Genomic DNA, 16,247 nt, shown 5'->3' with positions numbered 1-16,247 from the left:
TTAGCATCCTTTATATTCAGGGGTACGCTTCTGCATAAAGGCTTGTACACCTTCCTTATAATCGCTTGAACGTCCAGCCAGACGTTGCAGGTCACGTTCCAGAATGAGCTGCTCATCCAAATTGTTTTCTGCTGCGGCATGAATGGCTTTTTTGATCAGGGACAGACCATAGGTCGGTTGCTGAGCCAGATGCTCCGCCAATTTTTTCGCTTCTGCTTGCAGTTGCTCATCTTCAACCACCTGCCAGATCATGCCCAGTTGTACTGCACGCTCAGCCGGAATTTTATCGCCGAGCATCGCTAGGCCCATCGCCTGAGCACGGCCGACCAGACGCGGTAGGAACCAGGTACCGCCTGAATCTGGCACCAAACCAAGACGGCAAAAGGCCTGAATAAAGGAAGCCGATTTTGCTGCCACCACAATGTCACACGCCAGTGCAATATTGGCACCTGCCCCTGCTGCTACTCCATTCACGGCACAAATCACCGGTTTAGGCATTTCGGTAATCAGCTTGATCAAAGGGTTGTAATATTTTTCAATCGATAGGCCTAAGTCCGGTGCATCGGCATTCGGATCGACCACACGGTCATTCAGATCCTGACCGGCACAGAAACCGCGGCCTTCGGCTGAAATCACCACGGCACGAATCTGGCTATCTTTAGCCCAGGCCTTGATGACCTTGGAAACTTCCTGATGCATGGTTTCATTAAAGCTGTTGAGCTGTTTTGGACGGTTAAAGGTCAGGTAGCCCACTGCATTTTTTTCTTCGACAATAATTGTTTGATAATCCATCACACACCTCTAAATTCTGGTTTTCTTTTTTCTAAAAATGCATTGATGCCTTCCTGGCGATCTTGGGTCGCCGCCAGCCAGACAAAATGTTGACGTTCAAGTTTCAGTCCCTGACTTAAAGTCACTTCATGAATCGACTTTAAAGATTGCTTGATGGCACGAATGGCCAGCGGTGCCTGCTTGGCAATTTTTTCTGCCAGTTCCAGTGCGTATTGCACGGTCAATCCTGCCGGACAAACCTGGCTACTAATGCCATGTTGCAAGGCTGTTTGTGCCGAAATCATTTCACCAGTCATGGCCCAGCGCATCGTTAATTGCTGACCGACCAGACGGGCCAGACGCTGGGTTCCACCGGCACCCGGCAACATACCTAAACCGATTTCAGGCAAGGCAAACTGGGCATTTTCTCCGGTCAGCACCATGTCACCATGCAAAGCCAACTCGAAACCTGCACCAAAAGCATAACCATTTACGGCCATGATTAAAGGCTTGGAAAATTCATCAATTTTTTTCCAGAGCAGTGGGCGTTGGTCTTGCTGGATGCTGACCACATCTAACTGCGCCAGCTCATTTAAATCAGCACCGGCAGCAAAGCATTGCGTATTTCCGGTGATGACCACGGCTTTCACAGCAGCATCTGTTTCCAAGTCCTGTAGACAGGCTGCAATGTTTTGCAAGGTGGCATTGTTTAAAGCATTGCGCTTTTCTGGACGATTTAGCTCGATCAGTACCACACCCGGCTTGGGTGAGCTGGTTTTAATGTAGGTCATCCTTGAACTCCTGCTATGCTCGCGGTGCTGTAAATTCAGCTGTTATTCATCAAAACTGAGTCGGACATTGGCCGTGGTTGGACGTGCCTGACAACTGAGCACATAGCCTTTCTGAATTTCATCTTCTTCCAGACTGTAATTCACCGCCATTTCAACCTGTCCCTCTAACACCTTACATTTACAGGTGGCACACACACCGCCCTTACAGGCATATGGCAGGTCGGCTCCGGCACGTAGCGCAGCATCTAAAATACTGTCATCCTGTTTGGAGACTTCAACAATCAGCTCGCGACCATCGAGGATAATATTGACGCGTTCTTCGCTACGGCTTTCCATCTGCTGTGCGGTTGCTTTCGGTGCAGTACCGGTATTGAAGCGTTCCGTATGAATCTTGCTGCGTTGAATGCCCCAAGTCGGTAATACCGTTTCGACTGCTGTCATCATTTCTTCCGGACCGCAAGCGAAACAGTGATCTGCTTCGGCAGAAATCAGATTAGCTTGAAACAGCTGCTGTAATTTGTCCGCATCGATCCGGCCATTAAAAATGTCACTGTCATTCAATTCACGTGAAAAAATATTTACCAGTTGCAGACGCTCTTTAAAACGGTCTTTCAAGTCCATGATCTGTTCAGAGAACATGGTCTGTTTCCAGGAACGGTTGCCATATACCAGAGTGAATGTTGCTTCCGCTTGACGGTTCAACACCGACTTTACAATCGATAAAATTGGCGTAATGCCACTGCCTGCTGCAAATCCTAGATAATTCTGGCCACCAGCCTTGGCGGCTTTCTGAAAGAACACCCCTTGCGGTGGCATGACTTCTAGTACATCGCCCGCTTTGAGATGCGCATTGGCCCAGGTTGAAAACTGACCCTGATCAATTTTTTTAATCGCAATGCTCATGTCTTCCTGAGTATCACTACAAATCGAATAGCAACGGCGCAGCTCGCCGTCATCGGTTAAATGACGAATGGTGAGGTGCTGACCCGGCTGATATTGAAAAGTATCCAACTGCTCAGGCGCGAGATCAAAGGCAATGCAGATCGCTTGCTCGGTTTGTGGCTGAATCGATTTAATGGTTAATGGTATAAATTGGCTCATGGCAAAATCCTTCTTTTAGGTGGCGGTGTTCAGGCTTGTTATTGGTTTACCCTGCCCACCGCGCAATCGTTACAATCAAATACATTTGAAATAGTCAAAAGTTTCTAAGCAGTCCCGACATTGATATAAAGCTTTACAGGCGGTCGAACCGAATTCACTTAATAATTTGCTGTTGTTACTTAAGCACTGTGGACAGGTGATGCCATCGGTCAATGCCACATGCGTACCACAGCTATGTGACTGGCCTTGCGGCGGGGCAATACCATATTGCTGTAATTTGTGTTTGCCCGATTCACTCATCCAGTCCGTGGTCCAGGCTTGAGACAGATCGACAATGACTTTGACCGGCGTCAAACCGTTGGCCTCGAAAGTCTGGGTAATTTCTGCTTTTAATACATCCGTGGCCGGACAGCCGCTGTAGGTCGGCGTGAGTCGCACCACAATTTCATCCTGCTGATTCAGCTCGACGCCACGAATCATGCCCAGATCAATCACTGACAATACTGGAATCTCTGGATCAGAAACCTGTTGCAAAACGTCCCAACATTGATCTTCTACGTGTCGAATCAGATTCATGCGACTCACTCCCTGTGATTGTGCCGAATTACCAGTTCATGTTTGGATAAGAGCGCTGCATATATTGCAGTTCAGCCAAAATAAAACCGAGATGTTCTGTATGTAAACCCTGTTTAGCTCCACTACGATAAGCACCCAGCTCTGGCAGGCTTAATTCAAATCGGGCTAATTCGGCTGTAATTGTTTCTAGCCACTGGACTTTTAAATTTTCAATATCTGGAAGGACACCACTATTGACCAGCTGTTTTTCAGCGGCCGTCAATACAAAAAGTTCCTCAGTAAAACGCCATAACTGGTTTAAACCTTGCTGGGTTTTTTCATGCGCTTCTGCGGTACCCAAACTTAAACGCTCCATCCAGGTGGTGGAAAAACGCTGGTGATATTTCACTTCTTTGAGTGACTTTACTGCAAAGGCAGCCAACTCCGGATGCTGACTTTGACTTAAGGCACTAAACAATAAAGCATGATAGTGATCCATCAACCACTGACGCACCAGAGTCTGGGCAAAGTCACCATTCGGCTGTTCACACAGCAGTAAATTACGATAGTCACGTTCGGTGCGGAAATAAGCCAGCTTGTCTTCATCACGGCCCTGTCCTTCCACTTCACCTGCCAGACTGAGGGCAGTACGTGCCTGACCCAATAAATCCAGTCCGATATTGGCCAAGGCAATATCTAATTCCAGTTCAGGGGCATGGCCACACCATTCTGCCAAACGATGCGACAACACCAGTTGACTGTCGCCCACATGTAAAAGAAATTCTGTCAATACTTGATTTGTCATAATCTTCACCTTTCCCTTTACATGTGCTCGATGCCAGCTGGAATGTTATAAAAGGTTGGATGGCGATAGACCTTGTCCAAAGCCGGTTCAAAAAATTCTGCTTTTTCATCTGGCTGGGAAGAGGTAATCAATTCAGATTTCACCACCCAGATACTGATCCCTTCATTGCGGCGGGTATACACATCGCGGGCATTTTGTAGTGCGACCTCCTCATCTGGCGCACGCAGGCTGCCAACATGACGGTGACTCAGACCCTGTTTACTACGCACAAACACTTCATAAAGTGACCAGTTGTTTTTGTTATTCATGAGCAAAATTCCCTATATTGATCAAACTGTTTTAAGCAACTTTTTGTGCTGCTGACTGTTGCTGCTGTTTTTGCGCATAGATTGCTGCTGAATCACGTACCCACTTACCGCCTTCCCAAGCTTTGCGGCGTGCTTCAATACGCTCATGGTTACACGGTCCCTTGCCTGCAAGAATCGCAAAGAACTCATCCCAATTGATTTCACCAAATTCATAATGTCCGGTTGCTTCATTGAATTTAAGGTCTGGATCGGGAACGGTTAAACCCAGCTGCAAGACTTGCGATACAGTGTTATCGACAAATTTCTGACGTAAATCATCGTTGCTGAATAATTTAATTTTCCACTGCATGCTTTGTGCACTATTCGGTGAATTATCATCACTTGGACCAAACATCATCAGTGCCGGCCACCAGAAACGGTTCACCGCATCCTGTGCCATCTGCTTTTGTTCCGGCGTACCATTGGCCAATTCCATCATGGCTTCAAAGCCCTGACGCTGATGAAAACTCTCTTCCTTACAAACGCGCACCATGGCACGGGCATAAGGACCGTAAGACGTACGGCACAGCGCAACCTGATTGACAATAGCTGCACCATCCACCAGCCAGCCAATCGCTGCAACATCGGCCCAGCTCAGGGTTGGATAGTTAAAAATGGATGAATATTTCATGCGACCGGCAATCAGTTTATCCATCATGTCGTCACGATCGGCACCCAGGGTTTCTGCAGCACTGTACAGATACAAAGCATGACCGGCTTCATCCTGAACTTTTGCCATCAGCACGGCTTTACGTTTTAAAGTCGGTGCACGGGTAATCCAGTTACCTTCCGGCAACATCCCCACCACTTCAGAGTGTGCATGCTGACCGATCTGACGAATCAAGGTTTTACGATAAGCATCCGGCATCCAGTCCTTCGGCTCTATGGAAATATCCTTTTCAATCTTTTGATCGAAGATTTGTTGTTGGTTATTCATTGTTCCCTCACTTATCCCAAGTGTTGATACGCCCAAATTAAAACGATACGCAATTAAAATCAATATCTATTTATTTGTATCATTTGATTTTTATCCTTTATTTTTTATAAATATATGTTTTATATAATTTAATATTTTTTATTTTATTGTTACTCATTTTTAAACACAGATTTATGATTGACATTTTCAATTTTTCAACACAAATTATGAAACATCAAAATTAAAAATACTTATCAAAACGTATCATAAATGGAGTTTTTACAATGTTAGAGTTAGACAGCAGCTCAAGCACAATGGATTATCAAGATACTGAATCAACTCATAATCCTATGGTCATCAAAAGCTTAGCTTCACTGGTGTACGGCCAGGAATACACAGCGCAAGCCGATTTACGTACGGTTTATCATGCTATTAGCGGTGAGGCGGTTTATCAGGTCGGCAGTCAGGGCATCGATACCCAAGCCGTGGTGAAGTATGCCAAACAAAAAGGCGCGACTATTGCCACATGGACCTTCCATCAACGTGCCAATGCATTGAAGCAAGTGGCTCAGCATTTGATGGAACGCAAAGAAGACTTTTATGAACTTGCCAAGGCAACCGGCTGTACCCGTAAAGATGCCTGGATTGATATTGAAGGCGGGATTGGGACCTTATATGCCTATTCGAGTTTGGTGCGTCGTGAACTGAGTGATGAAACAGCATGGGTCGAAGATGCCTGGATTCCTCTTTCTAAGCAAGGTAGCTTTGGCGCGAAACATATTCTGACGCCGAAAGCCGGTGTTGCCGTGCATATCAATGCCTTTAACTTTCCAATCTGGGGCATGCTGGAGAAAATCGCACCTACACTGTTGGCAGGCGTACCCTGTATTGTCAAACCGGCGACCGAAGGTGCCGAGCTGACCCATGCCGTGGTCAAAGCCATTCATGAAAGCGGTTTCTTGCCAGAAGGTTCATTGCAGCTCATTTGCGGACAGGTTTATGATTTGTTTGATTATTTAAATCCTCAGGATACGGTCACCTTTACCGGTTCTGCATCAACCGGGCAAAAACTGCGTTCGCATCCACACTTAAATGCCTACTCGATTCCATTCACTATGGAAGCAGATTCGGTCAATAGTGCGATTTTGACGGCGCAGGCCAATGATGAAACGATTGATTTATTTGTTCGTGAAGTTTTCCGTGAAATGACCACTAAAGCCGGACAAAAATGCACCGCCATTCGTCGTGCCTTTGTTCCAGCCGAGCTGCTGGATACAGTACAAGACCGTCTGATTGAAAAACTGAAAAAAGTGGTTGTCGGTGATCCGGCTCAGGAAGGCGTGACAATGGGTGCTTTGGCCAGCGTCAAACAGAAACATGATGTCGCGGCAAAAGTTGAACAGCTGAGTCAAGATGCAGAGATTATATTCGGTAGTCACTTGCGTCAGGACTTTAAGATTCAAGTACAAAATACGGAGAAGTCTGCATGTTATCCACCAACAGTCTTGGTCTGCAAAGCACCGGCTCAGGCAGAAAATATTCATAAAATTGAAGCCTTTGGACCTGTAGTCACTTTAATGCCATATACTGACCTGGCTCAGCTGGCTGACCTGGTGGCACGTGGCGAAGGTAGTCTGGTAGCATCCATCGTACGCAATACTGATGAAAATATTGAACAACTGCTCAGCAAAATTGCGCCATGGCATGGTCGTGTCCATATTCTGGATGCTGAAAGTGCCAAAGAAAGTACCGGACATGGCTCTCCATTACCTTTGCTGGTGCATGGCGGACCGGGACGTGCTGGTGGTGGTGAAGAACTCGGTGGCTTGCGTGCAGTGAAACATTATATGCAACGGACTGCGATTCAAGGTTCCCCGAATGCCATGACCCAAGTCGGTCATAGCTGGACGGCTGGTGCTCAGGTCTTTGAAGACCGCGTGCATCCTTTCAAAAAGTCATTTGATGAATTGCGTATCGGCGAGCGTTTATTGACTGCACGACGTAGCGTGACCGAAGCCGATCTGGTGAATTTCGGCTGCCTGAGCGGTGATCACTTTTATGCGCATATGGACAAAATTGCTGCGGCAGAATCACTGTTTGGTGAGCGCGTGGCCCATGGTTACTTTGTGGTATCTGCCGCGGCCGGTTTATTCGTCGAGGCTGCTCCAGGCCCGGTCATTGCCAACTATGGCATGGACAACTTGCGCTTTGTAGAGCCGGTGAAAATTGGCGATACCATTCAGGTAGAACTGACCTGTAAGCAGAAAACTCCAAAAGCACTGCGCGATCCGGCACAGAAACCACATGGTGTGGTGGTCTGGGATATTAAAGTCAAAAATCAGCGCAATGAACTGGTCGCAACCTATGATATTTTGACCCTGGTTGAGCGTGGCTAAACATTTAAACTCAAAAAAGGAATCATTATGATTCCTTTTTTTTTGATTAAAATATTATTTGTATCTATTCTTAAAAAACAGATTGACGTCAATCCAATTAAACTTTAGATTGATCAAACGCGATACAAAATAAAAATAATATATAAATTAAAAGTATCAAATAAATATCTCAAACGATCAGCACAGGATGTTGCATGATGAATGATAAATCGCTAGACATAGACATGGTTGAAAGGACGATTCAACCGCCCAATCAAAGTTTTGAGCCTACACCGACAGAAACGGCCGTGCCGCTGTCTGAACAGATTGAACCACCACCGGAAAGCAGCACCTATCAATGGTATGTGGTGGTCATTTGTATGGTGGCTTACATTCTGTCATTTGTAGACCGTCAAATTTTATCCTTAATGATTGAACCGATTAAAGCCGATTTAATGCTAAGCGATACCCAGTTCAGCCTGTTACAGGGTCTAGCCTTCTCCTTGTTTTATGCCATTATGGGTCTGCCCATTGCCGCGCTGGCGGATCAAAAGTCCCGGATTAAAATTATTGCGACCGGGATTGCATTCTGGAGCCTCGCTACAGCGGCCTGTGGTCTCAGTAAAAACTTTATTCAAATGTTTATTGCACGTTTGAGTGTGGGTGCCGGTGAAGCTGCGCTTTCCCCTGCCTTTTATTCAATCGTTGCCGACTTATTTCCGAAAGATAAATTAGGCCGTGCACTCGGGGTATATGCGATTGGTGCCTTTATTGGTTCGGGTTTAGCTTTCCTGATTGGCGGCTATGTGATTGGCTTGCTAAAAGATGTCAGCTTCGTGGCTTTACCGCTTATTGGTGAAGTGAAAACCTGGCAACTCACCTTTATGATTGTGGGTCTACCGGGCGTATTGCTGGCACTGCTCATGGTACTGACGGTGCGTGAACCTGCACGTAAGGGCATGAAAGTCGGTCAGGATGGTCAGGTCATTAAAGCCTCTTTTAAAAACTCGATCGGTTTTATCAAGACACATAAAAAGACCTTCTTCTGTCATTTTATTGGTTTTTCTTTTTATACCATGATGTTGTATTCGCTGCTGGGCTGGGCACCTGCCTATTACATGCGTAATTTCGGTCTGGATGCGAGTCAAACCGGTTATATCCTCGGTACGATTATTCTAGTCGCGAATACTTCGGGTGCCTTGTTCTGTGGCTGGCTGATCGACTTCTTCTCGAAACGTGGCTATAGCGATGCTGCAATTCGTACCGGTGCGATTGGCTGTGCAGCGCTGATTATTCCGAGTGTCCTGTTTACTCAGGTCGATAATATGCAGCTTTCATTTGCGCTGATTTTTGTGGCGATGTTCTTCTCCACTTTCCCGATTCCTGCATCGGCTGCTGCCACGCAAATGCTGACACCGAATCAGCTACGCGCACAGGTATCTGCCAAGTTTCTGCTGGTTTCAAACCTGATTGCCTTAGGCGTCGGAACCACCGCTGTGGCGTTAATCACGGATAAATATTTCCAGAATACCTTAATGGTCGGTAACTCGATCTCGATCGTCAATGCGATTGCAGGATTGATTGGCTGCTTCCTGTTGTACAAGGGCTGTCAGTATTATCGTGAGAGTATGAAAGTCGAGAAACTGGCTGATTAAAATGGCTGGATACCGATAAATCTTCTTAATCTTCACTTTTAAAGGCCTTTAATCCACATTAAGGGCCTTTTTATATCAGCCCAAAAAATTCAATTTTCAGGTTCTCAGATTTCAATTCCCATCCAGCCTAGACAGGCTGCCTAAAAAAACGTATAACACCGTTTTAAATTTACAGGTGTGCACCGTTGAAACTTGTGCTTGCTCCCATGGAAGGCTTAACCGATCCGATTATGCGTGATGTGCTGACATCCGTAGGTAGCTTTGACTGGTGCGTGACCGAGTTTATCCGGGTCACCGACTCCATTCTGCCCGATCATATTTATCACACGTATTGTCCAGAACTGTTGAATGATGGCAAGACAGCCGCAGGCACACCGGTACATGTGCAGTTTCTGGGAAATAATCCGGAGATGCTGGCAGCGAATGCCGCCAAAGTGGCAGCCATGGGCGCACCGGCAATTGACATGAATTTTGGCTGTCCGGCCAAAACCGTGAACCGTCATCGTGGTGGTTCAGTCCTGCTCGATGAACCCGAAGTCGTGCATGAGCTGGTTAAAGCCGTGCGTGGTGCAGTGCCTGCGCATATTCCGGTTTCCGCCAAAATGCGTCTGGGTTATATGGACCGTAATTTCATGCTGGAAAATGCCCATGCCATTCAAGATGCAGGAGCAGCATGGGTTACCGTTCATGCACGCACCAAAGCCGATGGCTATACCCCGCCCGCATTTTGGGACCAGCTACAACCGATTCGTGAAGCACTCAAGATCAATGTAATCGCCAATGGTGAAATCTGGAACAATGCAGATGCCAAACAGTGCCGTCTGGAATCTGGTTGCGAAGACCTGATGATTGGCCGTGGTGCAGTAACCACACCCGACCTGACTCAATGTATTCGTCAAAATTCTGATGCACCTCTGCTGAACTGGAATGAACTGCTGCAACTGCAAATTCGTTTTATTAACGGACCAGCCAAAACCGAAATCGGCATGGTTGGCCGCTACAAACAGTGGCTGGGCATGATGTCGAAACACTATCCTGAAGCCAAAGCATTATGGGATGAAGTAAAACGGATTAAAGTTCTGGCCGAGATTACCGAAAAACTGAAAGCTTCAAATATTTAAAACCAGAAAGCCTTTGAATCATTCAAAGGCTTTTTTATGAGTCCGTAAAAAACTTATGACTGCTTACGCTGCTTTAAATTTTCTACGTGTTCCCGATTGGTTTTCCAGGATTTTTCTAAAACTTCTTTTTCTAGCCGCAGTTGTATCCGTTTTAATTTCGTTTCAGAAATCATCTGCCGATCAAAACTTTTCACATAGTCGGTCCAGCCTGCCCCCCGAAATACATGATTTGGCATCGGCGTTTTAAACACGGCATCCGGCATAAACACAATCACAGAATGCAAAAGATCTGGTTCCACAATATCTGCCAGTAGCTGCTCCAATACTTTGATGTGCTTATAGTTTTGATGAATCGGATTCTGAAATTTATAACTGTGTTTATAGATTTTCTGGGTCCAGGTTTTTTGTCGCTCGTTTCCAAATATCCAGCCTTTATAGTTTTTGGTCTCAATCACAAATATTCCGTAAGGACTTAATAACAGATGATCAATTTGCGTGGTCGCACCTGTCCCGTCTGGAAGAGTCAAATCATTGAGCAGAATATATTGAGGATCTTTTAAATACAGTTTGACATGGGCAGCAACCGCAAATTCTCCTAATTTCCCTTTTAAAAATGGCTTGAATAATTTAAAAATCATCACGCCAAAGAAAAGCAGAAGAATCCACCCTAAACTGGACCAGAGTGGACTTAATAGCTGTATGGTAGAATGTTCCATATTCTAATTTTCATTTATTTTAAGTGCTTAAATATTAATGCGTTCGCTCAATATTTAACAGGATTTCTTTTTTATCCAAACCACCGGCAAATCCTACCAGCTTGCCACTGCGACCAATCACCCGATGACAGGGTGCAATAATCGAAATCGGGTTTTTGCCATTGGCTGCACCCACGGCGCGTACTGCCTTGATATTACCCACCTGTTCAGCAATGTCGCGATAGCTTCGCGTTTGTCCGTAGGGAATATTCAGTAGCGCCTGCCAGACTTTTTTCTGAAAATCGGTACCGGCAAAGTCCAAAGGCAGGTCAAAAACATTGCGCTGACCGGCAAAATATTCCTGAAGCTGACGTCTGGTTTCAATCAATACCGGATGCTGCGGATCTTCAACCAAAGTCGCCAGTTTCACCCGATTCGGCTGTTCACAGTCCCAAAGCACGGCCACCAGCGCGGTTTCATTCGCGACCAGTTGTAGCTGACCTACGGGAGAATCCATATAGATATAACTTAAGTTCATGATGGCGCCCTGTCCCAATCGCTGGAGTTCATTTTCTATATTAACCCAGTTCACCGAGACAGGCAGAAACAAATTATGAAGAGGATACTTTCATCAGCACCAGACCGGAAATGATGAGTACGGCAGCCAGCGTACGCAACGCTGTAGCGGGTTCACCCAAAACCCAAATACCGATGAGAAATGAACCCACTGCACCAATCCCGGTCCAGATCGTATAGGCTGTACCTAGCGGCAAAGTACGCATCGCATAAGCCAGTAAAGCAAAACTCAGTACCATGAAGACAATGGTAATAATACTTGGGGTAAGTCTGGTAAATCCTTCAGACAGCTTCATCGAATATGCCCAAACGATTTCAAAAATACCCGCAAGAATAAGTACGATCCAGGCCATGCAGCCCTCCTCCTTTTATATAAGAATCAGGCCGTCCTGACGATTTTTCCTGTAAATTCCGATATGCAATTCACAAGGGAGGTCGTTCCTCCTAGGTGTAAAAATTTTATAAAACCACATTGCAGTAATCTGGCTATTTTTACAAAACATGACTTATCGAGATACAACTTAACTTTGCCTTACTCAAATCCTCACGACATTCATGGCTATTCTGGTTATGGTAGATGTTGAAAATGCCAAGTCAGAAATAGTTCTAATAATCGGGCAATTCATCCACAACAATTACATGAGAATGGACTCAGAATATTAAGTTATACACATCAATTAAATTTAAACTTTGTCTGGAGTAATTACATAATGAAACACAAATATGCGAGACATTGATCATTTTTTACTTGGTTGAATTATTAACTCTTGATTAACAAATAACCACTAAACATAAGGGTTATATGTAATAAAAAAGAACCCAATTTGAGTTCTTTTTATACAAATATTGTCTAAATCACAATCAACCACGGTACAAATGATTACATTTTATGCAACATATCCATATGGTTATCAACATAGATATCTACACACTTATCCATAAAGTTATCCACATATTTATGCGCATCTGATGTTTTAGCGATTAGAGTTGAATCTGTCCTACTCTGGCTAACTCTGCACGCATTTCATCAATCACAGCTTTATAATCTGGCTTGCCAAAAATAGCTGAACCCGCCACAAACATATCGGCACCCGCTTCAGCAATTTCACGAATATTACTCGGTGTAACACCACCATCGACTTCCAGACGAATATCACGACCTGAAGCATCGATCAGTTGACGTGCCTGACGCAATTTATCCAAAGTCATTGGAATAAATTTCTGTCCACCAAAGCCCGGGTTCACACTCATGAGCAGAATTTGATCGACTTTATCCAGTACATAATCCAGATAATGCAGTGGCGTTGCTGGGTTAAATACTAGACCCGCTTTGGCGCCACCTGATTTGATCAACTGTAAAGAACGGTCAATATGATCAGACGCTTCCGGATGGAAAGTAATGATATCAGCACCCGCTTCAAGGAAATCTCCGATCATGCGATCTACCGGCTTAACCATCAAATGCACATCAATTGGCGCCTTAATCCCATAATTTTTCAAGGCCTTGCAAACACCCGCACCAAAAGTCAGGTTCGGCACATAATGGTTATCCATGACATCAAAATGGACAACGTCTGCACCTGCTTCCAACACGTTCTCGACTTCTTCACCTAAACGGGCAAAGTCAGCAGATAAAATAGAAGGGGCAATTAAATAAGGCTTGGACATGGGAGAACCTGGCTTGTTGAAATTGGATTTTTCCCATTATATCAAATCCGCTCCGGCTACTGTGATTCGATGTTGCAAGATTAAAACGCTGTGTAACGCTTTGAGGCTTATGCCGGCATCACCGCTTGGTTTAAAGTGCAGGATAATGATGAATAGTGTAGAAAACTGATGAAAAGTATTGCCCATATCCAGACGCAACAAGCAGCACGAATTGCCAAACGCCTGGCCAATCACTGGAAACATAAATTTAATATTGATGAAACCGAACAAAATTTCCTGATTCATTTTCCAAATGCTGAAGTGAGTCTGACACCCGAGGCGGATCATCTAACCGTAACGATTCAGAGCAATTCTGATTCCACTGACCTGAATAAACTCGAAAATGTAGTGCTGGATCATCTGATCCGTATGGGACAGGAAAATCTGACTGCCGACTGGCAAAGATAAGCACTAAAAAGCCTTGATAATCAAAGCATAGCAATGATCAGAAACTAAATACGATGATTCGCTTGTTCATTAAAGGCATGAATACGCTCAATTCTTTTATCCAGTTCGGGATGTGATTCCAGATATTTTTTAAACTTCCCGATCAGGCGAATCCATTTCAGTTCGGTTTCTGTCAGGTGCCGGTCTTTTCCATCAATATTGAGAGTGAAATTTTTCATTTTTAAGGTTTGCGATTCCTCTGCCAGTATTCTGGCATTTTCCACCCGCTGCAAAAAATTAGACAAGTGAATACTGGAAATCTGCTGTTGATGCCAATGCTGCATGGCATAGTCATCGGCATCCAGTTCAATCGCCTGCGAATATCCGGCATCGGTCAGGACCACTACAGATGCGGTGACCACATCACTTAAATCTCCAGTTACAAAGGCAAACAGTCCCGCCACACCCAGATTAGAAATCACTTTTTGCATGCTGTGCTTCTGTACCAGATGGCCTTGTTCGTGGGCCAGTACTGCGAGGACTTCCTCATCGGTGCCGCTGATTTTCACCAGTTCATCAGTCACAATAATGGTGTTATTCGGGATGGCTGCGGCATTCATGCCCATGCTTGATCCACCTTGACGGAAAATAATTTTTGCAGGTTTTCCTACAGCAATCTTTTGTTCATACAAAGTTTTTAATCGCATCTGCTGTTCTTCCGGTAGTGTACTTGGTTGGGTCTGGGCAATTAACTGCTGCTCTGTCCGGTTGCCTACTTCAACCAGAGTCTGCTCCGGAAGGAATTTTGCCAGATGTTTGGCACTATAAGGAATCCCCCATTTTAAAATCACAATCACTGCACTAATCACGATGATCATGGAAAAGAAAATCAGGATCGGTGAACGTTCAAACTTCCAGATTGCATGATAAATATCTTTATGTTTAATCCCGAGCCAATGTGGCGCTTTGCTTAAAAACTCAATCCGACGTTCTTCAGGCAGCTCAATAATCGGTTTACGACCACCGACACCCCCAATATAAGCCATGTCCGGATAAGCGAAATAAAAATCTGCAGCGCTAACTTGTACTGGAACATCCTCATCAAGTTTCAAGGCAATCCCTTGTTGCTGATCCGGTACAATCCAGGCACGACGGGCTTCAGCGAGAATTCCATCATAAAACTTAACTTCGACAGGTCGTTTCATCACATTTACTCCTATAGCGACGCATCGAAATCAAATACGTCCAGGATTTCATCGGCCAAAGCACTCGGGTCAGGTTGCAAGATATGCTCAAGATTGGTTTCATCTTCAGCCACATATAGTTCTAAGTGTTTTAACTGATATTCATATAAACGGATGGCAGCCCAAGGCGTCATTAAGCCCAGACTAAGAACACGCACTATCCAGTTGCTCAGCACAATCCAGCTATAACGCCAGGTAGTTACCCGTGTTTTAAAGTAACTTTGACCAAGCTCCACATGATTCCAGGTAATGAGGTATAAACGTGCAGAAATGACCGGCCAGACCAGCGCCAGACAAAGCAGATAGCTAAGCAGTAAACCCAGACTAAACAAATTGGTTCCAATCCGGTCCACCCAGTACACTACTGCTGCAAGCCAGCCAATACCAACCAGCAGGCAAACACCCAAGGGCAGATAAACGGCAGACATAAACTTGGACCAGTTAATATTCAGCTTGAATTGCAACTGACCAATCGATAAATGATTAAAGCAATAGCGTTTATAGAGCTAGATCATCACCGGACTAAACAGCAGCAAAGTAAAGATATTGAGCAGGATGGCTAGAAATAAGACCCTATAAGCCTCGCGGTTGCTGCCATTAAAATAAAAACGCACATTGCCATATTTGCTATTTCTAGCCTTGAATTTCAGCGTCATCCGAATGAGCCAGGGCAAACACAGCGCAGCGACCATCAATAAAGAACTGGTGGCAAGGATTGAATAGTTGGTCAGTACAACGGTGACCAGATACAGTTCCAGTGCAAACAGACGACCCAGCAGGATCCGGCTCGGCATGGCCACAAAGTCGAAGCGATGTTTTAAAAATTGGGTATTGCCGTAGAAATAACGCATACGGCGTGCTTTGGCCCAAGGGCTGTACAAGGTCAATGTCACTATGATCAGCATCAGATTCACCATCCAGATACCAAAATATTCGGATGCACTGCCATGAAATCTGAATCCATAACGCTGGTATTTCGGTCTGACCGAAGGCGTGACTTCAGTCGAAAAACTTGAAGCAGCTGGAAATAATGGCTCACTGACACGAATACCGTCTGCTGTCTGCTGCATGACGACCCCAATTTTTTATACTTTTATACATCTGATATTAGGGTCTGTTGACATTTACTGTTCATAATTAACCCTATAAAGGTAGCCATAAAAATATACAGGCTAAAGCAACAGAACTTTGATAATTTCTT

At 45.0% G+C, this 16,247-nt stretch carries 16 protein-coding genes and 1 pseudogene; 4 read left to right on the top strand and 13 right to left on the bottom strand.

The features are described from left to right. The 7 genes from paaG to paaA all read right to left on the bottom strand — a co-directional run bounded on the left by paaG (position 1) and on the right by paaA (position 5,307). Entirely contained in the window at positions 1-792 is a 792-nt protein-coding gene (gene paaG / locus MTX11_RS08050) for a 2-(1,2-epoxy-1,2-dihydrophenyl)acetyl-CoA isomerase PaaG (RefSeq protein ID WP_004279188.1), read from the bottom strand. Next, complete coding sequence (locus tag MTX11_RS08045) at positions 792-1,562, bottom strand: enoyl-CoA hydratase-related protein (protein ID WP_005104871.1); 771 nt, start codon at positions 1,560-1,562, stop codon at positions 792-794. Before MTX11_RS08045 ends, paaG begins: the two co-directional genes overlap by 1 nt. A gap of 42 nt (positions 1,563-1,604) precedes the next feature. Continuing rightward, positions 1,605-2,663 (bottom strand): 1,2-phenylacetyl-CoA epoxidase subunit PaaE, encoded by a 1,059-nt coding sequence (paaE, locus tag MTX11_RS08040; RefSeq protein ID WP_180087426.1) that lies wholly within the window; start codon positions 2,661-2,663, stop codon positions 1,605-1,607. 75 nt (positions 2,664-2,738) lie between these two features. Next, positions 2,739-3,239: a 1,2-phenylacetyl-CoA epoxidase subunit PaaD gene (gene paaD, locus MTX11_RS08035; protein WP_243474849.1), complete on the bottom strand. Its 501-nt coding sequence runs from the start codon at positions 3,237-3,239 to the stop codon at positions 2,739-2,741. A gap of 28 nt (positions 3,240-3,267) precedes the next feature. After that, entirely contained in the window at positions 3,268-4,023 is a 756-nt protein-coding gene (gene paaC, locus MTX11_RS08030) for a 1,2-phenylacetyl-CoA epoxidase subunit PaaC (RefSeq protein WP_243474848.1), read from the bottom strand. A 17-nt stretch (positions 4,024-4,040) separates the two neighbouring features. Then, positions 4,041-4,331, bottom strand: a complete 291-nt coding sequence (gene paaB, locus MTX11_RS08025; RefSeq protein WP_004279183.1) for a 1,2-phenylacetyl-CoA epoxidase subunit PaaB — start codon at positions 4,329-4,331, stop codon at positions 4,041-4,043. 31 nt (positions 4,332-4,362) lie between these two features. Further along, a complete protein-coding gene (gene paaA / locus MTX11_RS08020; RefSeq protein WP_243474847.1) occupies positions 4,363-5,307 on the bottom strand; it encodes a 1,2-phenylacetyl-CoA epoxidase subunit PaaA in 945 nt (314 codons plus the stop codon). 263 nt (positions 5,308-5,570) lie between these two features. On the opposite strand from paaA, the gene paaZ reads away from it, so the two are divergent. The 3 genes from paaZ (at position 5,571) to MTX11_RS08005 (ending at position 10,437) form a co-directional block, all read left to right on the top strand. After that, complete coding sequence (gene paaZ, locus MTX11_RS08015; RefSeq protein ID WP_243474846.1) at positions 5,571-7,682, top strand: phenylacetic acid degradation bifunctional protein PaaZ; 2,112 nt, start codon at positions 5,571-5,573, stop codon at positions 7,680-7,682. 194 nt (positions 7,683-7,876) lie between these two features. Then, a complete protein-coding gene (locus tag MTX11_RS08010) occupies positions 7,877-9,316 on the top strand; it encodes a spinster family MFS transporter (protein WP_243474845.1) in 1,440 nt (479 codons plus the stop codon). A 185-nt stretch (positions 9,317-9,501) separates the two neighbouring features. Continuing rightward, complete coding sequence (locus tag MTX11_RS08005) at positions 9,502-10,437, top strand: tRNA dihydrouridine synthase (RefSeq protein WP_243474844.1); 936 nt, start codon at positions 9,502-9,504, stop codon at positions 10,435-10,437. Positions 10,438-10,490: 53 nt separating this feature from the next. Here MTX11_RS08005 and MTX11_RS08000 read toward each other — a convergent pair whose 3' ends face one another. The 4 genes from MTX11_RS08000 to rpe form a co-directional block, all read right to left on the bottom strand. Further along, complete coding sequence (locus MTX11_RS08000; RefSeq protein ID WP_243474843.1) at positions 10,491-11,153, bottom strand: nuclease-related domain-containing protein; 663 nt, start codon at positions 11,151-11,153, stop codon at positions 10,491-10,493. Positions 11,154-11,187: 34 nt separating this feature from the next. Beyond that, positions 11,188-11,670: a methylated-DNA--[protein]-cysteine S-methyltransferase gene (locus MTX11_RS07995; protein WP_004646050.1), complete on the bottom strand. Its 483-nt coding sequence runs from the start codon at positions 11,668-11,670 to the stop codon at positions 11,188-11,190. Positions 11,671-11,743: 73 nt separating this feature from the next. After that, on the bottom strand, positions 11,744-12,061 hold the full coding sequence (locus MTX11_RS07990; protein WP_243474842.1) for a DMT family transporter: 318 nt from the start codon (positions 12,059-12,061) through the stop codon (positions 11,744-11,746). 628 nt (positions 12,062-12,689) lie between these two features. Next, positions 12,690-13,376 carry a ribulose-phosphate 3-epimerase gene (rpe, locus tag MTX11_RS07985; protein ID WP_148334309.1) on the bottom strand — a complete coding sequence of 229 codons (687 nt, stop codon included), beginning with the start codon at positions 13,374-13,376 and terminating at the stop codon, positions 12,690-12,692. 168 nt (positions 13,377-13,544) lie between these two features. On the opposite strand from rpe, the gene MTX11_RS07980 reads away from it, so the two are divergent. After that, positions 13,545-13,823 carry a DUF2218 domain-containing protein gene (locus MTX11_RS07980; RefSeq protein WP_148334310.1) on the top strand — a complete coding sequence of 93 codons (279 nt, stop codon included), beginning with the start codon at positions 13,545-13,547 and terminating at the stop codon, positions 13,821-13,823. A gap of 44 nt (positions 13,824-13,867) precedes the next feature. On the opposite strand, the gene MTX11_RS07975 is transcribed toward MTX11_RS07980, so the two are convergent. Both MTX11_RS07975 and MTX11_RS07970 read right to left on the bottom strand, forming a co-directional pair. After that, the gene (locus MTX11_RS07975) at positions 13,868-15,007 is read right to left on the bottom strand and encodes a M48 family metallopeptidase (protein WP_243474841.1); all 1,140 of its coding nucleotides are present in this window, start codon (positions 15,005-15,007) and stop codon (positions 13,868-13,870) included. 11 nt (positions 15,008-15,018) lie between these two features. Next, positions 15,019-16,116, bottom strand: a pseudogene (locus tag MTX11_RS07970) (YjgN family protein). Positions 16,117-16,247: the final 131 nt, after the last annotated feature.

The sequence above is a fragment of the Acinetobacter lwoffii genome (assembly GCF_022809915.1).
In the GTDB taxonomy this organism is placed as follows: domain Bacteria; phylum Pseudomonadota; class Gammaproteobacteria; order Pseudomonadales; family Moraxellaceae; genus Acinetobacter; species Acinetobacter lwoffii_M.
The sequence above is the reverse complement of the archived record's forward strand: the minus strand, read 5'-3'. Positions and strand labels throughout refer to the sequence as shown.